This window comes from Mesorhizobium sp. WSM4820 (genome assembly GCF_055811075.1).
This window is the reverse complement of sequence record NZ_JBVVQN010000015.1, coordinates 45939-69241: the sequence shown is the minus strand read 5'-3', so window position 1 is coordinate 69241 and position 23303 is coordinate 45939. Positions and strand designations below refer to the sequence as shown.

Genomic DNA, 23303 nt, shown 5'->3' with positions numbered 1-23303 from the left:
GAACCAGTGAACACGCTCGGACCGCCGTGTTGCTGATCTGCGCCAACTCCTTCACGGGCGGCTGTTCTTCGGCGCTGCTGCTGGGAGGCGGCGCTGCTCATATCTGGACGGTGTGGTTTGCTTTGCCTCGACAGGCACCTGACTGGAGGCTACCATGACTCTGAGCAAACAGGCCGCCAGTCTGGCTGTCCTGCATGTCACCGACGTCCTGCAGCCGCTGATCATCTTGCCCTATGCCGGGCGTGTCCTCGGACCTATGAGTTTCGGGCAATACGCGTATGCGCTCGCCATCGGACAACTCGCTGCCTCCGTCGTGGCCTATGGATTTCATTGGACCGCGCAGCGCAGGGTTGCTTCCCTTCGATACGAGCCGGCGGCGATCGCGTCACTCGTTGCTCAGGTCATGGCCACCAAGGCAGTGCTGTTCGTTGCCGTATGCCTGGTTGGCCTTGTGCTGGCAGGCGACGTCCTGGCGCTCAGTAGGCCGACATTCCTGTGCGCGATGCTCTCGGCCGCCGGCAGCATTATTTTTCCGGCCTGGCTCTTCGTCGGCCTGGAACGTGCCTGGCAGGCGGCCGTCGCGGTGGTTGTTGCTCGCGTTCTGGCGCTCGCCTGCTTCGTCGCCATGGTCGCATCACCTGACCAGGTCACGCTCGCCGTTGCCATCCAGAGCGCAGTTCCCGTCGTCAGTGGCGTCATCTGCTTACCTTTCATCCTTCCGATTGGGTTCGGCGGCTTCAGGTCCGTGACGCTTTCGACGATTGGAATGCAGCTGCGCAATGGCTGGAGGGGATGCCTCTTCTTAGCCGTGGAGACTGCCCTCTTCACCCTCCCCGTCGCCCTTGTCGGGCATTTCGAAGGTTATGTCGCAGCCGGACAATATTCTGTCGCCGAAAAATTCCTATTAGCCGCGCGGGTATTTTTCAAGTTGCTTATGGATACCTTCATACCAAGGGTTTCATACTATGCTCATGTCGACCCGGCTGCCGGGATACGACTGATAAGGATATCACTATTCACCGTGGCAGGCGGAGCGGCGATGAGTATTGGAATGTACTTTGTCGCCCCATATATAATATTGATCCTCTTCGGAGATGAATTTTTAGGGGCGATACCTATCGTGCGCGCAATGGCAATTATACCATTGCTGATGAACATAAATACATTCACAGCAAATATATTCATGTTTAGTTACGGCTATGAAAATGAATGGGCCGTCCTTAACGTATCCGGTCTGCTAGTATTCCTGGTGGCCACATATTTTTTGTCTTTCGTCGTGGGGGAGCAAGCCATTGTTTATGCGCTGGTGGCGAAGGAAGTCGTCGTGCTGGTGGTTTCAGCCGGCTTCTTCCTCATTGGCGGAGCGGCCGCCCTTCGCACGGCGGCGGCTTGCGACGCAGGCCGGGTGCGAGGGTATCCGCCGGCGTCCCAATCCGCGCCGTTGGAGCACAACGCCGATCGTTTCCGGTCGTAGGAGAGCATAGTATGTTCGCCACTGATCATTTTGTCCTTCAGCCGTCGGGGTCGCCTCATCAGCCGATCCCCCGTAAGGATCGCGACGAGCTGACCGCGAAAGACATCTTGAGATTTGTTCGAAGCAGTTGGCGCCTTTGCCTCCTCTGGATAGTTGTGAGCCTTGGTGTCGGCGGCGCATATGCGGCCCTTTCGCCTGGATATTACACCGCCTATGCGACAATCCTCCTTTCATCTCCGCCCGCTTCGCAACCGGGCGAAGCTGAGGCAGATGAGCGGGTCTATGTAGAGAGCCAGATACAGGTCATTCAGTCGGACGAGGTCGTCGGACGCGTTGTTGACCACACTGGCTTAGCGGAAGACGAAGAGTTTGTGATGGATGACAGCTTGCGCGCGCGGGTCTCCAGCTATGTGCGGAGCCAATTGGCGTCTCTCTTCGGCACCGAACTGCCGACGGCGGAGCCAAATATTCGGCATGAAGCGATGGTCCTTGTGAGGCGCGCGTTTTCCGTTCATCAGCTGGGTTCCTCCCGCGCCGTCGAGATCGGGGTCACCTCTTCCGATCCTCAGTTCTCGGCCATGCTCGCGAACGCGATCGCCGGCGGTTACATCGGAAGTCAGCGCGAACGCCAGCAGGCGGCTCGCGCGGAAGAAACATCTGATCTGCACAAGCGGCTGGCGGAACTTCGGGAAAAGGCTTTTGTGACCGAATCACCGAAGAAACTCCCATCGGACCCTGAATCTGCGGAGAGGGCAAGAGTCCTTTTCCGCGAGCAGCAGAGCGCGGCCGAGGTTTATCGCTCGCTTTACAATGCCCTTCTGCAGCGGACCCACTCCGATTTTAGCGCCTCGTCGCTGATCCCGAGCGCAAGGGTCATCACTGCGGCCGAACCGCCTCGCCAACGCAGTTGGCCGCCAACGGTCCTGATGGTAGCGCTCTCCGCTATGGCCGGTGGGGTTGCCGGCGTTGGTCATGCATTGATCAGGCAGGCAATGAACCACCGCCTGATGACGGTCGAGGATGTGCACAGGTCGACCGGCCTCGATCGGATTGTAGGGATCGCCAGGATTCCCCGCCGCAGGTGGAATGCCGTGGGGCCATGCGAGCAGTCTTTGCAGCCCGTCTACTCAAAGGACGCTTCCGAGCTTCACAGCTCGCTGAGCAAGATTGCCACCCGGATGCGCGGAGTTCAGGGCCGCCAAGTGAGCAAGGTTGCCACCCGGATGCGCGGAGTTCAGGGCCGCCAAGGCGGATTTGTAATCGGCGTTGCTTCACCCCTCGGCAAGTCCGGAAGCTCCACGGTGGCGGTTCATCTCGCAAGGGTCATTGCGGCGACCGGGCAAAAGACACTGCTCGTTGATGCCAATTGGCAAAAGCCATCAATGGACCAGCCAATGCTGAACGCGGAGCCAGCTCGCAAGCTCGCCAGGGCGTTTGCCACCATTCCCGCGGATCAGGAAGGGCTGGAAGTTCTGGTTCTCAGGCCCACGGGGTCAATCTCCGACTTGAATGCCTCGCTCTCCATCTCCGCTGCACTCCAGCATCTGCAGCAAGAATACAGTTGTATAGTGGTTGATTTTCACAGCACCGACCGCACCGCTGATCTGGAAGCGGCCATGGGCGTCATCAGCGAGGTCCTCCTGGTGCTGAAGGCACGCCGCACTTTCGCGGACCACCTCGAGGGAATCCTGCGCATCATCCCTGCAGAGAAACTCTCGGCAGTAATTTTGACCAGGATCAACCGTGCGGCTTTCAGTCCTAGCCGGGAATACAGGCCATGACCTCGCCAGCGACATTGTCACGCAGGAAGGGTTCAGAGCCGGTCGACCTCGTTTGCAGCCATTCCCCTGACGTGCTCGACTACACCCTCTTTCTCTCCGGCATTTGGCTGGCCTGCGCCCTCGCAATATCCCTGCGCCTGCTTGGCCCTTTCTTCATAGTGATCCCGGTCGGTTTCTGTCTGGCCTATGCCGTGCTGCGGCAGACGGTGCCGCCTCGTCTGCTGGCGGTCTACACCGCCTTCTGCCTCTTCATTGCCCTGCTGTCCAGATACGGGCTGATGCCGGATTCCTGGCAGGTTCACTTCCTTCAAGAAGCAGTCATAAGGCAAATCGTCCCGATTGTAGGATTCTTCGCCGTCGCATGGGCATCCAAGGCTTATTTCCGCCGCAGGCTGATGAGCGGCAATGCTTTTTTTGGTGCACCCGTTTTCCTGTTCCTGTCTCTCGTTGTCGCGCCGGCGGTGATGTTTCAGCAGGACGTGCAATATCAGGGCGCATCTCCGCAAGCCACGATACCGATTCTTTATGGTTCGCTGATCAATAACATGGTCATTGCCATGTTTTTCATTGCAGGCGGTATTTTTCTGACGAACGACTGGCGCCGATACGGCGGCATTTTGCTCTTATTGGGAATAGCCCTCGCCAGCCCCTTGGCTCAGTTCAAGGTGCTCGCGGTCACGATCATCGTGATTCTAATTGGCGTGCCCGGCCGTTTGATGGCCGCAGCTCTGGCGACCGCACTGACTTCGGCCTGTGCCGTCGGGCTGAACTTCATACCTCAAACCTTTGCTCTGGACCCGAACTCCGGGATCCGACTCGAGTTCATTTCGGACGCACTCGCATCCCTTGCGGATACATACGGATTTGGCATCGGATTTGGGAAGGAATCGGTCCGATGGCGATATGAGTTTCCCGGGTTCGAGGATATTACCTTTCTTCCCGACACCAGGAATATTACGCATGCCAAAATGCTTGAGATACTCTCGACAGGAATTCACAATTCGTTCTTTCAAGCCATATTGCGGACGGGGGTCATTGGTTTCATTTTGATCGTGTCTGCCATTTTGGTGGCCTTCCCGCCAAATCGACTGCCACGCGGTGTTCGCAATCATGCGTCCACAGTCTTCATCACGATTTTCCTCGCCATGTTCGTCAATCCAGTCCTGGAGAGCCCTGTACAGGTTGTGGGAGTTGGTTTCTCATACGGCTATTTGATTGCACTTCGCGCCAGCGTTCCGGCCTTGGCTGTGGAACCCCCTCCAGTTGAACCGGGTCGAACGCAGCATTGCGCTTGTTCATACATCTGACGGAACATGGATGCGGCCCACCCGACATCGGCGGGCTATCGGTCTCGGTAGAAAGGGGATCGCGTTGTACCGATTTTGGCGCGGCAGGAGCAGGAGAGCCGTCCGCTGATATGCCCGCTCATGCGGCGGCGCCGTGCCGCTTCCATGAGGAGTGCCTCGAAAGAGCCAGCGAGCCAGCCATTTTGCCTCGGCCTCGGCTATGCCTCCTCTGGTAGCATAGGGCCATCCACTGCGCAGGTTCGCCCGCGCCGGAGAAACCCGTGCTAAGTCGCCCGTAAGATACGGGGGCAACCCGTTGGGGGAACCCATGAAGCTGTTGAGATCCTTGTTGTCGGCGCTGTCGATGACCATGGCTTCGACCCGCCTCGCTTCGTTCGCTGGCGCCGTCGCTCTGATTCCGACAGCGGCACTTGCCGACTACACGCTACAGCCCGGAGATACGCTGGAAGTGTCGGTCCCTGGTATTCCGGATTTCAGGCAGCGATTGCTGATCGGAGTGGACGGCGAAGTGAACTTGGCGCTGGTTGGAGCGGTTCAAGTCAGCGGCCTTTCCATTCAAGAAGCGCAGGAAATGATCGCTGGCAGTCTCGCCAGCAAGCAGTATCAGCGGGGGACCGCGGACGGCCGTGAAGTAACGCACCTGATCCAGACCGACCAGGTCTTCGTTTCGCTTGCCGAATACCGGCCCATCTATGTTTATGGTGATGTGGCCAAGCCGGGAGAATACATCTTCCGGCCGGGTATGACCGTCCGACAGGCTGTGGCGGTTGCGGGTGGCTACAGCGCTGCCCAGGTTCGCATCGCCAATCCGCTCATGGAAGCGGCCGATTTCCGTTCCGAGTACAAGGCCCTATGGGCGCAATTCGCAACGGAACAGGCTCGCATTTGGCGCCTTCGCACCGAACTCGGCGAAGAAGTCGAACATGTCAAGAACGTGCCGGTGCCTGAGGCGCTCGCCGAACAATTGAAGCAAACGGCAACAGCGCATATCGAAGCTCGCCTGTCAGACAGTGAAAAGGACAAGGAGCTTCTGCGACGTGCTGTCGAGGAGACTAACCTGCAACTGGGACTCCTGTCTGAAAAGAAGAAGAAGGACGAAGAGGGAAGCCAGGCCGACGCCGACGATTACGAGAGCGTCAGGACGCTGTTTCAGAAGGGCCTGGCGCCGACCACGCGCCTATCTGAAGCCCGTCGAGCGGTGCTTATGTCATCAACCCAACTGCTCGATACGATCGTCCAGGCATCGAACATCGAGCGCCAGCGCGGCGAATATGTCAGACAGATGAACAAGATCGACAGTGAACGACAAATCGCGGCCTTGGGAGAGCTACAGGAGGCCTATATGAATCTGGCCCAGATCTCGGCGCGTCTTGAGGGTACCGCGCAGAAGCTGGCGCTTACAGGCCAAGCGCAATCCACCTTGCTGATAGCCGCGGGTCGGCCCGAGATAACAGTCCATAGAAAGCGAGAGCAGGGCGCCGAGACGCTCCCCGGCAGCGAAGATCTCGGGCTTGCGCCCGGCGACGTTGTGGAGGTCGTTCTGCCAAAGGTCGACTTTTCCGGAGCCGTCGCGTCGTCGCCACGGGCGTCCGGGATGCCGAATTGAGATTCGGACGGGGCGGACTGCGATGCGCATCTTAATGGTTCATAATTTCTACCAGATAAGGGCCGGAGAGGACAGCGTGGTTCGGGAGGAGCTCGCGTGCCTCGAGCAGAATGGGGTCGAGGTCGAGCTGTTCTCCGCCACGAATGACGATATCGTGCGGGTCGCGCGGAAGATTTCTACCGCCCTGGGGGTTGTCTACAACTCTCATTCACGGCGGGCACTGTCCCGAAAATTGGCGGAATTTTCACCGGATGTCGTCCATATCCACAATTTCTTTCCTCTCCTGAGCCCCTCGATCCTGGATGCGTGCCGCGAGGCCGGCGTGCCATCAGTAATGACCTTGCACAATTTCAGGATTCTCTGTCCCAGTGCCTTGCTTTATCCCGATGAGAGGCTTCGGGAGCGAAGTCTCCGCCACGCCTGCTGGTGGACTGTTCCGAAGAAGGTTTACAGGAATTCCCTGGCGGGCACGCTCGCCCTTGCCGCAATGGTCGAGTTTCACAAGAGAGCCGGCACCTGGTCCCGCAAGGTCGAGCGCTTCATTGCCCTCACCGACTGGGCCAGGCGCAAGCTTGTGGAAGGCGGCCTGCCGGCCGAACGCATCGTCGTCAAGCCCAACGCTGTTGCCAGGCCGCCGATCTTCGGTGACCTTCGTCGCAATGGAGGGCTGTTCGTCGGGCGACTGGATGAGCACCACAAGGGAGTGGCCACGCTGCTCGAGGCGTGGAAGGAGATCGACTATCCGCTGCGGATCATCGGCGACGGGCCGTTGGCTCCGCTTGTCGAGCAATCTGCGTGCGAGCGCGTGGAATATCTCGGGCGTCAGTCGCGCGAGACGGTGCTGAAGGAGATGCAGACTGCAGCATTCCTGCTCTTTCCGTCGAAAGGGTATGAATTGTTTCCCATGACAGTCATCGAGGCCTTCGCAAGCCGGCTGCCGGTCATCTGCTCGGATCTGCCGTGGATCAAAGGGGTCGTGGAGCCAGACGTCACCGGCCTTGTCGTTCCTGTCGGCAATGCCGGCGCGTTGGCCGATCAGGTGCGCTGGGCGCTTTCAAACCGATCTGCCTTGGAGGAAGTGGCAGGCCGGGCCTATGCCGCCTATCAGGAGCAGTACACGCCCGAAGCAAACTTCAATCGGCTGATGGCCATCTATGAACCCCTGGTCAGGCGCCCGATCCGGGCCTTCGCGGCGGTGTCGTGAGGTGGGCCGGAACATGCGCCGGCAGGAACAGACCAGGGCTGCCCATAGGGCAGACCAAGCTTCACGCGTCAACGAGCGCAGTGCGGGCCGGGGTACTCCCCATTTTTCGTTTATCGATTGCCCCGAGGATCGATCCTGCCGCCTCGCATACTTCGGAGAGGTCCTCTTTTGCTTCCATTGCTGAAACACGGTGCAACGGGAGGCTGCGGCCGCCCGCAGGCACCTATTGTGACGGTTTGATCGAATGCGCATTGTCTTGACCCGGCGCGAACCTTTGGATTCACCTGATGGTGTGAGCATCTTCATTGTGGCACTTGCCCAGGCGTTGCTCGAACTGGGGCACCAGGTGCAGATCGTGGTCGGCACCTTCGAAAGCCCCGCAAAATTTCAGCGACTTCTTTCGCCTCGCCTCGAGTTGCCGATAATCGGATTGAGCCGCACGCCTTTGACCGGACCGGCCTCAGTCGCGGCATGGCTGCGGGCGATCGGTATCATCAATCGGTTCCGGCCGGACCTTGTCATCCACAGCGAGACGGTGCCGCTACCGCTGCGTGGCACAATCGTCCAGATCGTTCACGATCTCGAGAGACGGAAAGGGGCGCTTGCGGCAGCATGGCGAGCCATTCGACGCGCGAGCATGCGGCGCTGCCACTACGTCGTCGCCTCCACGACCGAGCTTCAGGAGGAACTGGTGCTAGATCTTGGCCTGCCAAGGGACCAAATCCTGAAAATTCCCAAATGCATCGATCGCCAGTCATATGCGTCTCGTGGGCTGGCAGAGCGCGAGCGGGCAATCCTCCATGCCGGCACCTCGCCCTACAAGGTGCCGGAGGCGACGATCCGGGCATTCGGCGCCCTCAACGACCCTTCCGTACGGCTCTACGTGACGGGTGACATCACAAGACCGGTGCGGGAGGCGGTCAATGCTCTTCCTGAACCGATAAGGCGGCACGTAGTCCTTCTCGGCATGGCAGAGGGAGCACGCGTTCGCGAGCTACACAGCCGCGTTCGCGTCGCCGCTTTCCCCACGCGCTATACGGTTCCTGTCGCCTCAGCAACGGTGATGGAGGCGATCGCCAGCGGCACACCCATCGTCGGGACTTCAAGGCTCAGCCGGGATCTCCTCGCGGATGGCGTGAATGGGGCAGTGGTCGAACCACAGCCCGAGGCGATGGCCGCAACGCTAAAGGCGGTGCTGGACGATGATGACCTTTGGTCGCGTTTGTCGGCGGGTGCCCGCGAGAGGGTTAGACAGTTCGATGCTCGCGGCGTTGCAAAGCAATATCTGGAGCTCGCGAACCCCTCCGGATTGCGGTCCAACATCGGAATCTCGGTGAAGGGGGAGGAAGACAAAGGGACTGACGAACCGCGGCTCACAGATCGTCAGCGGCTTGTCGGTTCCCTTGTATCCCATTCCCTGAAAGCTTCTTAGGGTTGGGGAATGCAATGATTATCGGCTACTGTCGTATCAACACCTTCGAACCCGCTGCCAGGCTGGAGGCGCAAAAGCTTTATCTTGCCCGCTTGGGAGCCGAGAACTTCTTCTGCGAGAAGACTAGCATATTCGGTTCGACGCCGGAGCTGGAGAGGGCGATCGCCTGTGCCAAGAAAGGAGACGTGATTGCGGTCACGAAGCCGTACCGTGTTGCGCGCACAACCCGCGAAGTGCTGGCGCTCATCGAAAGGCTTGGCACCAAGGATGTCGGTCTTCGCATCGTCGACACACCTCTCGATACGAGCACGACGACGGGACGCATGATTCTTGCATCAGCGCCTCTCTGGACGCTTGGGATGTCCCCGTCGCGGTCAATGCTGTCAGACCTGCTTCTCTTTTGGCGTCGTCGTCGGTAGGGCCTCGTCGGATTCGACGCACCAGCGCACTCTCTCACTGCCAGTTGAAGGCAAGCCGCAATGGCGGTCTGGGATCAAATGCCTTGCGCTCGATGGACCAACCGGCATGCACGGCCGCCCTTTGCCAGATGATGTTGCGGGGATTGGCGAGCGCGTAGACGCAGCAGTCCCTAACACTGTGCTTTTCAGCGCCTTCTGATATCCGGGTATGGAACGACAGGCCGTTGGATGTCGGGGCGTCCCTGCCGTCCCGTGGCCCATTGTAGGTGTCCCGGCTCCGGCAGCGGTTGAACGAGCAACCGCCACTGCCGACCTTACCCTGCGGAACGGCCGAGAAGGCGCCGTTGCCCTGTTTAACGGCATCGACGTCATCGACCCGGCAATTGAAGCTTCCCTCCAGCATGACGCCAGCGCCCGTGGGGCTGTTGTTGTAGAAGACGAGTCCACGTCGAATTGTACAGCGATCCGAGTGAAACGCGGAAATATTGTCCTCGGTCCAGGAGGTGGGCCCGTTCTCGGCCGAGAATTCTTCCAGGCTTGTATCCGGAGAGCGGTTGAACTGCACATTCTGTCCACGGGGGAACGGCCCGCGCGCGTCGTGGAGTTCGAGGAAGCTCATCTGGGTGCCTGGACAGTCGAAAACATAGATATTGGACGAGCCGCGGGACGCCTTGACACGGATGATGATCGCATCGAGGCAGCTTTCCAGCTCTATGTTGTTGCGGTTCTTGCTTGGTCCGGTCCCCGAGGGGGGAACGCCGAAATGATCGATCTCGAGATCCTGCAGGCGTATTCCGGCGGCTCCCCGGGCGTATATCCCGCTGCCCATGGCATGACGAATGCGGCAGTTGCGGACGATGACGCCCTGATGGAGTGCCGTGATCCCGTTGTCATGGGGGGCGTAAATGTCAAGATTTTCAATGATCTGCCCATCCGCACGCGTGAGCACGGGTCCGCTTGGACGCAGAAAGGAGACGGCACCCCCGAACCATTTACCGCCCGATCCCCCCTGGGCCGGATGCACCGCTGCACCGACGACACCCGAGGCCGGCAGCGCCAGCAGCCCGGCAAGGAGACGGCGCCGGTTAAGGCGCGGGGATTCAAGAGACTGCCGGCCGCGCGACATGGAATCTATCAGCAGTTCGGGTGCTAAACGTCGACTCGGCTTGTGCGGAGACGTCGAGGTGGCCAACGAGATGCAGATAAACCCAACCTCTCGGCAAAGCGGCTTCTTCGGCTAGGTTGTCAGGCATCCCCATTTCCCCTGTGCGCCAGCGGCGTAGGTTCCCGAAGAATGCACTTCGGCGGCAGGCTTATGCCCGCACAGGACTCCGCACACCATCTCTCCATTCCGCCCGCCGCGAAAGCCCTTCATAAGGCTTAATTCCGATGGGCAAAGTGCCATCTGCCGGATTCCCTGCCATTCTCCGAAGCTGGTAATAAGCGGAGCGCGAGGCGATGTCGGTTGAACCGGACGTCTTTGACTACGTGATCGTTGGAGCCGGGGCGGGAGGCTGCGTCTTGGCCAATCGTCTGGCGGCTGACGGGACCAATACGATCTGCCTGCTCGAGGCGGGGCCGCCCGACAGCAGCATCCTTCTGCACATTCCGGCGGGACTCTACAAGACATCCTCGAATCCGAAATATGCCTGGCAGTTCGAAACGGAGCCTAGTCCAGGGACGGCCAACCGTTCTATTCCGATGTCGCAGGGCAAGACACTAGGCGGTTCGACCGCAATTAACGGCATGAACTACAACCGCGGCGCGGCTGCGGACTTCGACGAGTGGGCCCTCCAGGGCAATCGAGGCTGGGGCTACGCCGACGTGCTGCCCTATTTCAAGAGAACCGAGCGGAGGCTTGGGACATGCGATCCCTTCTACCGCGGGACGGACGGACTGCTTCCAGTTACAGACTGCGATTGGCGACATCCAGTATGTGATGCATTCATCGAGGCCGCGCTCAATGCCGGTATCCCGCGTAATCCCGACTACAATTCAGAAAGCCAGGCCGGCGTGGGCTACTATCAGCGCTATATCGACAACGGATGGCGCGTGAGCGCAGCGCGGGCTTTCCTACGGCCGATCGCCAGAAAGAAGAACTTGGACGTCCGCACGAACGCGCAGGCCACTGCCGTCCTGTTCGAGGGCAAGCGTGCCATCGGCGTTCGATATGCACGAGGAGGGCCGAGTCATCCCACGAGCTGTGTGAAGGCCCGTCGGGAGGTGATCCTCTCCGCTGGCGCGGCGAACTCACCAAAGCTGCTGCAGCTGTCAGGCGTCGGTGCTGCGAGTATGCTCTCCGGCCTTGGAATTCCGGTCGTGCACGAATTGCCCGGTGTCGGTGCAAATGTTCAGGACCATTACATCGTCCACCTGATCGCCCGGGTGGAGGGCATCGAAACGGTCAGCGGAAACGGCGTCGCCCTCCTGCGCGAGGCAGCGAAATGGATGCTGGGCCGCCCGAACTTTCTCGCCGTCAGCCCGTCGCTCGTCTACGGGTTCGCCAACTCGCGGGATCTTCACTCTACCCCCGACATCCAGCTTGACCTTGCCCTGGGCAATTATACCGATCACGGCGCGCGGCGGTTTCCGGTCATCAAGCTTGGTTACTATCAGTTGCGGCCGAAGAGCATCGGACACGTGCGGGCGGTCTCGGCAGATCCGTTTCAAGCTCCGCTCATCCAGCCCAACTATCTCGCCGATGATCAGGACCGACAGGTCGTTATCAACGGCATGAGGACTGTGCAGCAGCTGTTTCGGGCCCCCGAGCTAAGGCGCTACAACTGCACGGAAGAGCTTCCCGGCCCGAAAATAACGGACGACGCCGACCGGCTCCAGTTTGCCCGCGAAATCGGGCTGACCGCCTATCATTTGTGCGGATCGTGCCGGATGGGCCCATCCGACAGTGTTGAATCTGTCGTGGACCACCAGTTGCGGGTCCACGGCCTCAAGGGCCTGCGGGTCGTTGATGCTTCCATCATGCCCTCCGTTCCCTCGGCCAACACTTCGGCCGCTGTCTTTATGATCGCGGAAAAGGCAGCAGACATGATCCTGGGTCGGCAACCCCTCCCGGCACTGGAGCACCATGCGCCGGGCCAACCTGCGGCGGCCGAATAGTTGAAAGTCGAACGACAACTGCCGGGAGAATTCCTTGAAGAGACGTACACTGGTTGCCTCTGAATTCAATGCGAAGGACCGGGCTCACTTTGCGTTGGCGTATGAGTTTTGCCGCATCGTGGCCGAATGCGAGAATGCCGATCTGATCGCCCCCGGCATCGACAACTACCTGACGAGACACTTTCACGCCATCTTGCCAAAACACGATCCTCACAACGTCCAGCGTGACTTCAACAGACTGACGAGCGCGATTCGCAAAGGGCTAGGCTTGAGGAACGCACCAACCATGGAGCATGTTCGGCTCACCCAAGACTATGACCTTTTCTTCTTCGTCGCTTGGAGCCCGCAAAGTCTTGTTGAATTGTCTCGGATCCACGACTGGCGCGGCCGCTGCAAAGTTGCTGTCGCGTATCTGTTCGAACTCTGGTCGAGCACGCTCGAAGAGGACCGCCAATATCTGAAGCTCCTGGACCAGTTCGACCACGTGTTCCTGTTGCACAGCGCGTGCATACCGCGCTTGCCTCAATACACCCGCACGCCCTGTTCCTTTCTTGCCACGGCTGTCGACGGCCTCATTGCAACGCCGTACCTGTCGCCGGTCAAACGCGTGATCGACGTATACTCGATCGGCAACCGAGCCGCGAAGATACACGGACAGCTTCTGAAGCTGGCCGAAGAGCGGGACTTCTTCTATCTCTACGACACGCTCGCAAGCACAGATTCCCGGGTCAGGGACTGGCATGAGCATCGGTTGCTGCTCGCCAATATCATCAGGCGCACGCGCTACTTCATGGCTTTCAGTCCAGCGGCACTTGCAAACTCCAAGTCCGTCACGGTTGCCGGCGAGCAGGTGCTGCCTGCCCGTTTCTTCGAAGGGGCCGCGGGCGGCGCCGTCATGCTTGGGACCGCGCCGCAATGCGCCGAATTCGGCGAGCACTTTGACTGGCAAGACGCGGTGATCGAGGTATCACCAGACTCGAGCAGTGTCGCAGACGTAATTGGCGAACTCGACGCAAACCCCCGCCGCACAGAATTGTTGCGCCGAACAAACGCGGTCCGTTGCCTAGAGATGCACGATTGGGTTTATCGTTGGGAGCACATCCTTGTCACGATCGGAATGGAGTCATTCCCGCGACTCCATATTCGCAAGTCCCTGCTGCGACAGATCGCCGCCGATGCGATGGCGCTCGCCTAGACGATCGGGCCCGAAAGAGGGAACCGCTTTCGGGTTCGGTGCTCAAACCGTGCTCAAACAATGAGAAAGAGCGGCAGTTCCGAAGCGGTTGCTTCCGTCGGAGCGTCCGCCGCTCCAGTGCTGCGCTCGAGAGAATTTCATTTCGAGCTACTCCGAAGAGCTAACAGGCGCCGGAAGCGGTCAAGGAGAAGGTCGTGTGTCCACCGGCTCTGCCCTTTGGGGTTAGAGCTTATGCCGAATTGGATTCGCACAGTGTGGCTGCCATTCTCTTAACTCCGAGAACCGAGTGCTACCGCAACCACGGCAATCGAACTTCGCGTGAAGGGGCAATGACCGCAGGCGGCGGATGCAGTCACGCTGGGCATTTCGGCAATTTTTCAGCCGAGGAGGGGGCGGTCGTCACGACATGGTGGATGGATGCGGCTTTGAACGCAGGTGAACGTCATGGCACTTCTTCATGAAGATCCCCGTGCGGGCGTCACGTCAAACGCACCGCGGTGGAACGTCAAGGGCAATGTTCTTTTGCAGTCGTTTCCGCTTCTCGAGGCAATGTCCGTCGTGCTGCTCAGCATCGTCTCGGGAATGGTATATGATCTTGTGAGTTTCGGACATTTCGGCGAGTACGGCCGGAACTTCGGGCTCGGTGTTGTTGTAGCCGCCCTTTTTTCGACTTCCGCATATGCGCGCGGGCTATATCTGAGTTCCGAGCTGCGGTCGCTGGCCTCTCAGATCAAGGAGGTCGTGCTGATCTGGACGGCGGTCTTTCTTTGCCTGTCGGTCGTGGCGCTTGCACTCAAGGTGGGAGACATGTTTTCGCGCCAAGCCATCATGCTGTTCTTCGTGACGGGAGTTGGCGGCATCATCTTCGTGCGCTTGGGCGCCGGACGACTGTTTGCCTCCTTGACCAGGTCGGACATGCTTGCCAAACCGCAAGTAGTGATCGTAACGCAATCGGACGTGCGCGTGCCAAGTGGCGTAGTCCAGGCCATCGAGGCTTCCGGATGCGACGTCTGCCAAACGATTACATTGCCGGCGGCATCCAGCGAGGGCTCGCTCCTTGGGTGTATGGATAAGCTCATTGAACATGTGCGTCGGCGTTCTGTCGACGAGATAGTCCTTGCTGTCAGTTGGGCTGACATATCCCTGATTGAGAAAATCACGGCTCACCTTTGCGTGGTTCCGGTACCCGTAAGGCTCCTTCCGGACCACGTCGTTAGCGCGCTCTTGAAGCGACCTGTCGTCAACCGGGGGGGGACGAGGGCGATAGAACTGCAACGCGCGCCCCTAACGGCGCCTCAGCTGCTTACGAAGCGGCTCTTCGACGTTGTGCTGACCACTGCCGCCCTTCCATTTCTTCTGCCCCCTCTGGCCGTTGTAGCGGCGCTGATTGCGCTCGAATCCAGGGGGCCGGTGCTCTTCTGTCAGCGTCGGGCCGGGTTCAATGGCCGCACGTTCAAGATCTATAAGTTCCGAACGATGACGATCCTGGAGGACGGGCCTGTTGTCCCTCAAGCCTGCAGGGGCGATCCCCGCGTCACCCGCGTTGGGCGCATATTGAGAAGGTTCAGCATCGACGAGATTCCGCAGCTGTGGAACGTGCTGAAGGGCGACATGTCGTTGATAGGCCCGCGGCCGCACGCGCTGGCGCATGACAGCGAATACAGCCAGATCATTTCTCTCTATCCGGCTCGGCACAAGGTGAAGCCGGGGATCACCGGCTGGGCACAAATAAATGGCTGCCGCGGCGCGACACCGCATGTATACATGATGATCAAGCGTGTCGAACACGATATGTGGTACGTCAACAACTGGTCGGTCTGGCTCGACGTAAAGATCCTGCTTCTGACCATCCCCCGCATCTGGACGGGGCGAAACGCCTTCTAGCCCAACTTTGCCGCTTCGACGCCGCTGGAGGCGATTTTGTGTGGCAAGTGATTGATTTGCAAGGAGTAGCGGCTGGCAGACGACCCCATCAATTAACTGCCAAGCGACACCTCACTCGGAAAGAGCGAACCTCTTCTTCGACGCTATCAGTTGAATGCCACTTTGGGTGGAGATGTGCGGCTCTACTACCAAAGGCGCAGATCGGTGCGAAATACAGCGACCGCTCGACCTGCGACTTCAAGCAAAAGTGCCCGCACGGCAAGGCGTTGGCAACGTACCGCTATGGGAGCGGAGAGGAATGCTATGACTCGAGCGATTGACGAAGATCGTGTCTCTCTGGTCGTTAGTTCCACTCGAATCGAACGATCTCAACGCCCAGACAAACGAGGATGACGGCTTCTGTGAGTCCGCAACAAACCCGAACTACTAACCGAACTGCAGGGCCTCCCCTTGTCGAGTATGCTACGGCGAGGTTAGTTCCCCAAGGGCGGCTTGCATGCATCAAGGGGCAAAATGTCCTGCTCAGTTCAACGCAGGGGGTAGTTTTTGCGCTCAATGACACTGCGGCTGATATCTGGCGCTCGCTCGAAGAAGGCGTGCCGGTCGAGGCTATCTTGGGCGAGATGGCAGCCCGTGGCGTTGATCGGCAAGAGGCCTATGGCTATGTCGAGGCTGCCCTTCAAGACTGGGAACGGCTCGGCCTAATCCAGCCTGCTCCACCGCCGTGCCCAACCGCAGCTCATCAATATATCTGCCAGGTCGTTGCTGTTCCAGGCGTGTGTGTGCGCATACTGTATCCGGCGGCCGTCGCCTTTCCGGCTGCAACCGTATTTCAGCATCTCGAAGTTCGAAACAGGGCCGTCGACGTTCTATTCCATCTGGTTGAGCGTAGGGAGCGGATCCACCTGTTCCGGGATGGCCACTGGACTGATTCCTGTGGTCGAGACGAGATACCCATTATGGTCAAAGGGCAACTGCTGGCCGAAGTGCTTGGGCACAGTGAATATGAACTCGCCCTCCATGCGGCGGCGCTTTTCAAGAACGGCCGCACGCTCCTCCTTTGTGGTAACCCCGGCTCGGGTAAGACGACGCTGACCTTGGCGCTGGTCCACGCGGGGTTTGGCTTCGCCGCAGACGATGTGACACTTCTCGACTCGGCCGGACACGGTATCGGCCTTGCTTTTGCGCCTGCAGTCAAATCGGGATCATGGTCCATTCTCGGACAACATTTCCCCGAACTCGGCAGGTCTCCGGTTTACCGGCGCCCCGATCGCAGACGCGTGCGCTTTCTTGTGCCTAAGGATCATGTCCCTCCCGTTCCCCGGCCCGTGGGCTGGGTGGTCTTGCTCTGTCGGACGCAGGATGCCAAACCTTCCCTGCGGGTGATTGACCCGAGCGACATCCTGGGTGGCTTGCTGAACGGCGCCTTTGCGCGGAATAAAGAGCTAAGCAGCACCGCGTTCGACGTTCTTTGCCAAGTCATCCGATCGGCACAGGGCTTTTGCCTGACCTATGCCAAATTGGATGACGCGTTGGAACTGCTGAAGGAGGCGTGCCGATGAAGCCCACCAGGGATGCGCTCGAGGCCCTGATCGCGGGACTTAGCGGCCGCCCGGTGGTAACGGCCGACTGGCAGGCGGTAATTGCACTCGCCAACCACACTCTGCTTACGCCCGTCTTGTTCGCCACTCTTGCGCACACGGGCCAGCTTGACCGGCTCCCCGAAGACGTGGGCCAGTATCTTCAGTTCATTTACCGCTGCAACCGGGAACGCAATTTGCGCTTGCGCAGGCAGCTGAATGAAGCCGTTGCTGCCCTCAATCAGGGGGGCGTCGTTCCGGTCCTGCTAAAGGGGGCCGTTCCCTTGTTCCTTTCGTCGAGCGGCAGGGTTCCCGACAGGATCATGTGCGATCTCGACTTGGCTGTGGAAACGGCCAAAGAAGGGGCTGCCCGGGCTTGCCTTGCCAAGCTTGGCTATGCCGAAGTGACGGTCGCTGGTGGCATGGCGCGCCCGCAAGACGTCGGTCTCCTGGAGCTCCGGCCGTACCGGGAGATTGACCGCGAGTCCCCGAGGCTTGCCCGCCGTCACGGCCTTAGGGCGAAAATCCCCGCCCCACAGTCGCGGGCCCTCCACTGGATCATGCATGATCTCATCAAGGAGGCGGACTACTGGCGCGGAAGGATCGACTTTCGCCATCTTTATGATCTGGCACGGCTGGCGGAACAGCATAAGCTGGATTGGGCGGTGCTCCGAACATCCTTGCCCGACCAGAGAGCGCGGAACGCGTTCGATACTCAACTCTTGACATTGAGTCACTTCTTTGGCGTCAGAGCACCGGCGCAATATGTGCGGCGCCCATTGGTTCGCTTTCAACACTGGCGGCGTGTCTTCCCCTTGTATCATCCCGTCCTCGGCTTTCCATTGCGCCTGGTCGGCAATTCGCTGTGGGGTATGTGGCGACTTCTACATGGCGATGGGTTGGGCCGACGGAGTCCGCTCGACTTTGGACGCCGCGCCACTAGCATCCTCCTTGACGGCGATCTCGGGTCAAAAGTGTAGTAATACTTAATTTCCTGAATTGTATCTTGAATTGTACCTTGATAGCCGGTTGTCTTCACGGGTCGCATATGATAGATTGTGTGGTTAGAGTTGTCGCGCTAGCCAGGAGTACGTTTGATGAAGAGCGAGAAATATTCCAACGGAAATACAGATAAACTTGTCCCGGAAGAACAGGCACGTCGTGAATTTCTAAAGAATGCCGGGCGTTTTGCTATTGTAACACCTCCATCCATTGCTCTGTTGCTTGGCACGAGCTTGAACTCGCAAGCTATTGCCAAATCGCATGGCGCACGTCCCGGACATGGATGGGGCGGCAAGAAACGCTTCCACTCTGGTCCTCCTGGCCGCAAGCATTAGAATGGTTTACTTGGTCGTTCTGTCCGATCATAGATGACGTGTAGTCCGGAACGCCTAAGTCGGTTGGAGGCGGCCGTGAAGCGCTTCGCCCGATCTTTGCCCAGCGGTCATCCATCCTGCCATATTGCCGCGTCTCTGCGGTCTACCCTGACCCCGCCTAAGGGAAGGGTTTGACCGCAGGATGCCAGCAGCCCGGCAAAGGCTCAGTTTTCGCGCATGCCGAGACGGAACGCGTCCGTCAGAGGTTGCGTCAAGTAGGACAGCACGGTCCGCTCGCCGGTAGCAACGATCACCTCCGCCGGCATGCCGGGCCTAAGTTTCTCGCGGACCTGTTCGGGGAACTGAGAGACCTGCACGGAAACTTTCAATTCGTAGTAGGGCTCACGCGTCACCTCGTCATGGAGCGCGTCTGCGGCAACGGTCTGCACCTCGCCGATCGCGACTGGCGTCGAGCGAGCCTTGAACGAAGGCAGTCGGATCTCGGCAGGAAGGCCCTCGGCAACATTGTTGATGTCGACCGGCGACATCTTCGCCGAGACGATCAGAGTGTCGTCATCAGGGACGATCTCCATCAAGGTTTCGCCGGGGCGAACCACGGCTCCTATCGTGTGTACCTTAAAGCCGACAACGCGCCCGGACCGCGGTGCGCGTATTTCGGTGCGGTTAAGCACGTCATCTGCAACGTGCAGCTTTTCGCCGGCGTCGGTGAGCTTGGCACTGGTCTCGGCAAACTGTGCCGAGACCTCTTCGATGGCCTCGCGCCCGACTTGCTCGATCTGGAGTCGCGCCTCGCCGATAGTGTGGCGCTCGCCCGCTATTTCGGCAAGGAAGGCACCAAGCTGACCTTGGAGATCGGCCTGCTGCCGTTTGAGCGCGGTCAGCCGCGTGCCCAGAATGATGCCCTTATGGGCTAAGGGCGCCAGCATATCGTGCTCTTCTGTGATACTCTCGATCTGCAAACGGACAGCTTCGCTTTGGGATTGCATGGCCTCGATCTTCCGTTCGGACTGGGCGATGCGCTCCTGCAAAATGGGAACCTCGTTCGTACGGGCCAAGCGGCGCTTGTTGAACAGTCGCAACTGGTCTTCCATCGCGCGCTGGGCGAGGGGGGCGCTCCCTAGCGTGAGTTCGCGCGGGAAAGTGACCATTTCGGCTCCGTCCAGTTCCGCCTGCAGCCGTGCCTTCTCGGCAAGCAGCGAGAAGACAGCGGACCTCGCGATTTCGCCCTGCGCCTGCGCCTCGGTGAGATCAAGGCGCACGAGCACCTGACCCTCGGTCACATGTGCGTTGGGTGAGACGAGAATGTCACGCACGATACCGCCCGCAAGGTGCTGAACCGCCTTGCGGTCGGTTTCGACCACAACTGTACCCGAAGCGACCACCGCGCTGTCGAGGCTGGCCAGCGAGGCCCACCCGCCGAGGATGCCGAAGGTCAGCACGACGATACCAAAGCCCATCCGCGCGGGCTTGCGCCAGTCGCCGGAGAGGTTTGCGTGCGCCGGCTTGTGGTCTGAGCCGGCAAAATCTAACGGCGCGAAAATCTGCGGGAAGCTAGCTCGAGTCACCCGTCCTGCACGCAAGAGCGCGGAAAGTGTCGGCCCCACCGCGCTTATACAAGCGGAGGCAGGGGTCGAGCGGGCCGTCCGCGTCGGGAGCCCGCGAACCCGTGTTATGATTGCAGTCCTTCTCGAGGTGTCAGGCATCATCATTGGTTTCGACTCGTTATGCATCGACGCGTGTCCGGCGGAGGAGCGCTGGATCTGACGCCGGCGGTCCGGCGCGCCCTCCATCCCAGACGGGCCGCCGCGGTGCCGGCGCTACGTTCGGGCCGACGAGCGACGGCAGCAACTGGTCACGACTGCCCATCTGCGCTATTCGTCCTTCCTGCATGATGATCATTCGATCCACCGCCGACAGGAGGTTCGGCCTGTGGGTCACGATCACAACGGTCTTTCCGTCTTTCCGCAACCCTTCGATTGCCCGGATCAGTGCGCGATTGCCATCGCTGTCCAAATTGGCATCAGGCTCATCGAGCACGACGAAGCTCGGCTCGCCAAACAGGGCGCGCGCGAGACCGACCCGCTGCCGCTGCCCACCCGACAGTCCGACCCCATCCTCCCCGATGTCGGTCATATACCCTTTGGGGAGGCGCTGGATCATCTCGTGCGCAGAGGCGAGTGTTGCCGCCTCGGTCACCTGCGCATCGACCGCGTCAGCTCGGAAGCGCGCAATGTTGTCGCGCACGGAACCGGAGAACAGCTCAATATCCTGGGGCAGGTAGCCGAGCGCGGTGCCGAGTTGGTCCGGATCGTAATGGCGCAAATCGTTGCCATCGAGTCGCACGCATCCCTGCGCCGGCGGCGACGCACCCACAAGCGCACGCGCGAGCGAGGATTTGCCCGAGCCCGATAAACCAACGAGGGCGACGACCTCTCCCGCCTTCAGCGTGAACGTCGCGCCCATGACGACCGGCGTGTTCGTACCGGGGGCGAGGACGAAAAGGTTCTCGACGGAAACCGTACCCCTGACGTCAGGCAGACGCACGCGTCCGGCAATGGGCGGGTTCTCCTGGAATATGCGTTCCAGGCGCGCATGGGCGCTGCGCGCGGACACGATACTTTTCCATTGCGCCACCATGATCTCAATCGGGGCAAGCGCCCGACCCATGATAAGCGACGCCGCAAACAGGACGCCCCCGGAGATTTCCTGGTTAATAGCCAGGTACGCACCGATGCCCATCATGGCCGTTTGAATGGCCATGCGCAGAAACTTGGACAATGCAAGAAGTGTGCCGCCGCGCTCGCCCGCGCTGACGGAGTAACCTAGCGCTTCCTCGCGGATTCCGGTGCACCATGACCGGATAGCGGGCCCCATCCCGAGCCCCCGAATTGCCTCTGCATTGCGCAGCGAGGAGCCCAGCCTGTCGATCGCGCGAGTGTTCGTGAGCGAGGCTCGCAAGAGCAAGCCCTTCGTCGCTCGCTCATTTACGAGTGCGATCGTCACTATCGCCACCGCGCCGACGAGGGCCACAAGGCCGATCAACGGGTGAAGCAGGAAGCAGATCACGATGTAGATCGGAGCCCAGGGCGCGTCCATCAGCGCCATGATGACGCCGCCCGAAAGAATGTCGCGCATGAGGTCGAGATCGCGCAGGGTCTGTGCGTGATTCGATCCGCGGGCACGCAGCGCCGAGGAAAGCGCCGCCTCGAAGGCGGGACCAGACAAGAGCCGGTCGAACCGCACGCCAGCCTGCTGGAGGATACGAGCCCGATAATGTTCGAGGGTCCCATAGGTCATCAGCAACACGCCCACGATCACCGAAATAATGACGAGCGTGACGGCATTACGGCTCGTTAGGACGCGATCATAAATTTGCATCGTGTAGAGCGGAGACACGAACATGAGAAGATTGATGAAGAGCGAGAGCCCGCCGGCCGCGCAGAGGCCCGGACGGATCTCGCGCAAGGCCACCGCCAGCGGCGAGGGCACGTGCAAGGAGAAATTTGTCATCTATTATCGGAATCCAGTGAAGCGGTCGCAGGGCGCTCTAACCTGGCCATTTTCAGGCCTCTGTTCACGAGCGAGGAAGGCGGCAGGGCAGGCGAGGTCTCATGCAAAAATCCCCCGACGGAACCACCCGCCGAGTTGGTCCGAGCGCGAGCCCTGCCCCATCTCACCGTGCTGAAGTGTGGCGCAACCGTCTGCTGCAGCCGGTTGCGCCGCCTGTTCAGACTGCGTAGTCCCAGGCGAACTGGTTATCGATGTGTGCCATTGGGGTGGCGGCGGCATCCTCGTGCACGTCGGCTACGACCGCCTTTGACTTGTCCCAAATGATGTTGTTGGGATTGCCAGGGTTGGTGTAGCTCGAGTTCAGGACGCTGACCCCGCCGGAGCTGACATTCCAGATCAGTCCATTCGACGAGGAAGCCCCGCGGCCTTGGTCGGCGTTGATACCGTCGAACGACCTCGTATCGTCGAAGGTCACATCGCTCGCGTAGGACGAGAACGCGCCATTGCCCTGATGGATGGCGTCAACGTTCTGCACCCTGCCGCCGGTCGATCCGTTCTCGAACATCACACCGACGCCGGTCACGGAGTTGTTACCGTCGATCACCCCGTTAGAGATCGTCGTATTCGGGCTGCCATAGACTGAGACGATGTCCTCAGGATGCGAACTGCCGGCTTCGTTGACGGCATAGAAGTCGGTCAGCGAACTATTGCCCGAGTTGTTGAACTGGACGAACTGACCGCGCGGCATCGGGCCATGGAAGTTGTAGCCATCGACGTTCGAAAGATCCGCGCCGGGCGAGTTCAGGAGATAGATGCCGGTCGAGCCTTCCCGCACCGTGGTGTTTTGAACGGTCAGGTTCGCGGCGTTTTCTGCGTTGATGTTGTTGATGTTCGGGCTCGTCTCGGCGTCGATTCCCGCCGGCGGGTCGGCGTTGATGACCTCGGTGTTCTCGATGGTGACGCCGGTTGCGCCCGACACCGTCACCCCGTCGCCCTCGACGTGATGAATACGACAATTGCGCAGGATGACATTGTCGTGCGTAATCGTGACCGCGTCCCCGTTGGTGACGTAGATGTCAAGATTTTCAATCACCTGGCCATCGTACTCCGATTGGATCGGTGTGGTGGTGTGGGTAAGACCCTGCGCCGGCTGTGTGGATGCCGTCGGCGCGGAAGCGGTGGAAGTGGGAGCCTCGGGCGTCACGGTCGATGTCGGGCTCGACGCGGCTGTCTCCGTCGGCGCGGAAGCGGTGGAAGTGGGAGCCTCGGTCGTCACGGTCGATGTCGGCCTCGCCGCAACTGTCTCCATCCTCTCGCGAAAGTTGTTCAACCATTCCGAGTGTTTCCACTGTATTCCATTTTCAGAATTCATCAACTTCATGTGCTTCTCCAGTTAAAATATGAATTCACTATAAGTATCACTAAGGACACCTATCGACGATAGACGATATTTTATC

At 59.8% G+C, this 23303-nt stretch carries 17 protein-coding genes; 13 read left to right on the top strand and 4 right to left on the bottom strand.

Annotation, left to right across the window (positions count from 1 at the left end; all coding sequences use genetic code 11):
* Positions 1 to 154: 154 nt before the first annotated feature.
* The 7 genes from AC0L2R_RS23190 to AC0L2R_RS23160 all read left to right on the top strand — a co-directional run bounded on the left by AC0L2R_RS23190 (position 155) and on the right by AC0L2R_RS23160 (position 9223).
* The gene (locus AC0L2R_RS23190) at positions 155 to 1474 is read left to right on the top strand and encodes an oligosaccharide flippase family protein (RefSeq protein ID WP_473511750.1); all 1320 of its coding nucleotides are present in this window, start codon (positions 155 to 157) and stop codon (positions 1472 to 1474) included.
* Positions 1475 to 1485: 11 nt separating this feature from the next.
* Positions 1486 to 3255 carry a Wzz/FepE/Etk N-terminal domain-containing protein gene (locus AC0L2R_RS23185; protein ID WP_473511748.1) on the top strand — a complete coding sequence of 590 codons (1770 nt, stop codon included), beginning with the start codon at positions 1486 to 1488 and terminating at the stop codon, positions 3253 to 3255.
* Entirely contained in the window at positions 3252 to 4562 is a 1311-nt protein-coding gene (locus AC0L2R_RS23180; RefSeq protein WP_473511746.1) for an O-antigen ligase family protein, read from the top strand. Before AC0L2R_RS23185 ends, AC0L2R_RS23180 begins: the two co-directional genes overlap by 4 nt.
* A 328-nt stretch (positions 4563 to 4890) precedes the next feature.
* Positions 4891 to 6168 (top strand): polysaccharide biosynthesis/export family protein, encoded by a 1278-nt coding sequence (locus AC0L2R_RS23175; RefSeq protein ID WP_473511744.1) that lies wholly within the window; start codon positions 4891 to 4893, stop codon positions 6166 to 6168.
* Entirely contained in the window at positions 6074 to 7372 is a 1299-nt protein-coding gene (locus AC0L2R_RS23170) for a glycosyltransferase family 4 protein (protein WP_473511743.1), read from the top strand. The genes AC0L2R_RS23175 and AC0L2R_RS23170 overlap by 95 nt, the downstream gene beginning before the upstream one ends.
* Positions 7373 to 7616: 244 nt before the next feature.
* The gene (locus AC0L2R_RS23165; protein ID WP_473511741.1) at positions 7617 to 8804 is read left to right on the top strand and encodes a glycosyltransferase family 4 protein; all 1188 of its coding nucleotides are present in this window, start codon (positions 7617 to 7619) and stop codon (positions 8802 to 8804) included.
* Between the two features lie 14 nt (positions 8805 to 8818).
* Positions 8819 to 9223: a recombinase family protein gene (locus AC0L2R_RS23160; protein ID WP_473511740.1), complete on the top strand. Its 405-nt coding sequence runs from the start codon at positions 8819 to 8821 to the stop codon at positions 9221 to 9223.
* Between the two features lie 34 nt (positions 9224 to 9257).
* Here the strand turns inward: AC0L2R_RS23160 and AC0L2R_RS23155 are convergent, their stop codons facing one another.
* Positions 9258 to 10349 carry a hypothetical protein gene (locus AC0L2R_RS23155; protein ID WP_473511739.1) on the bottom strand — a complete coding sequence of 364 codons (1092 nt, stop codon included), beginning with the start codon at positions 10347 to 10349 and terminating at the stop codon, positions 9258 to 9260.
* 332 nt (positions 10350 to 10681) lie between these two features.
* Between AC0L2R_RS23155 and AC0L2R_RS23150 the strand changes: the two genes are divergently transcribed.
* The 6 genes from AC0L2R_RS23150 to AC0L2R_RS23125 all read left to right on the top strand — a co-directional run bounded on the left by AC0L2R_RS23150 (position 10682) and on the right by AC0L2R_RS23125 (position 18336).
* Positions 10682 to 12340: a GMC family oxidoreductase gene (locus AC0L2R_RS23150; RefSeq protein ID WP_473511737.1), complete on the top strand. Its 1659-nt coding sequence runs from the start codon at positions 10682 to 10684 to the stop codon at positions 12338 to 12340.
* A gap of 34 nt (positions 12341 to 12374) precedes the next feature.
* On the top strand, positions 12375 to 13535 hold the full coding sequence (locus AC0L2R_RS23145) for a glycosyltransferase (RefSeq protein WP_473511735.1): 1161 nt from the start codon (positions 12375 to 12377) through the stop codon (positions 13533 to 13535).
* A gap of 444 nt (positions 13536 to 13979) precedes the next feature.
* Positions 13980 to 15419 carry an undecaprenyl-phosphate glucose phosphotransferase gene (locus AC0L2R_RS23140; protein WP_473511734.1) on the top strand — a complete coding sequence of 480 codons (1440 nt, stop codon included), beginning with the start codon at positions 13980 to 13982 and terminating at the stop codon, positions 15417 to 15419.
* Positions 15420 to 15808: 389 nt separating this feature from the next.
* Positions 15809 to 16981 carry a PqqD family peptide modification chaperone gene (locus tag AC0L2R_RS23135; protein ID WP_473511732.1) on the top strand — a complete coding sequence of 391 codons (1173 nt, stop codon included), beginning with the start codon at positions 15809 to 15811 and terminating at the stop codon, positions 16979 to 16981.
* Positions 16978 to 17979, top strand: a complete 1002-nt coding sequence (locus AC0L2R_RS23130) for a nucleotidyltransferase family protein (RefSeq protein ID WP_473511730.1) — start codon at positions 16978 to 16980, stop codon at positions 17977 to 17979. Before AC0L2R_RS23135 ends, AC0L2R_RS23130 begins: the two co-directional genes overlap by 4 nt.
* Before the next feature lie 117 nt (positions 17980 to 18096).
* On the top strand, positions 18097 to 18336 hold the full coding sequence (locus tag AC0L2R_RS23125; RefSeq protein WP_473511728.1) for a hypothetical protein: 240 nt from the start codon (positions 18097 to 18099) through the stop codon (positions 18334 to 18336).
* Between the two features lie 203 nt (positions 18337 to 18539).
* On the opposite strand, the gene AC0L2R_RS23120 is transcribed toward AC0L2R_RS23125, so the two are convergent.
* The 3 genes from AC0L2R_RS23120 to AC0L2R_RS23110 form a co-directional block, all read right to left on the bottom strand.
* Positions 18540 to 19940 (bottom strand): HlyD family type I secretion periplasmic adaptor subunit, encoded by a 1401-nt coding sequence (locus AC0L2R_RS23120; protein WP_473511726.1) that lies wholly within the window; start codon positions 19938 to 19940, stop codon positions 18540 to 18542.
* Positions 19941 to 20058: 118 nt separating this feature from the next.
* The gene (locus tag AC0L2R_RS23115) at positions 20059 to 21846 is read right to left on the bottom strand and encodes a type I secretion system permease/ATPase (protein WP_473511725.1); all 1788 of its coding nucleotides are present in this window, start codon (positions 21844 to 21846) and stop codon (positions 20059 to 20061) included.
* A 217-nt stretch (positions 21847 to 22063) separates the two neighbouring features.
* Positions 22064 to 23227, bottom strand: coding sequence for a right-handed parallel beta-helix repeat-containing protein (locus AC0L2R_RS23110; protein ID WP_473511723.1), 1164 nt, complete (start codon positions 23225 to 23227; stop codon positions 22064 to 22066).
* Between the last annotated feature and the right edge of the window lie 76 nt (positions 23228 to 23303).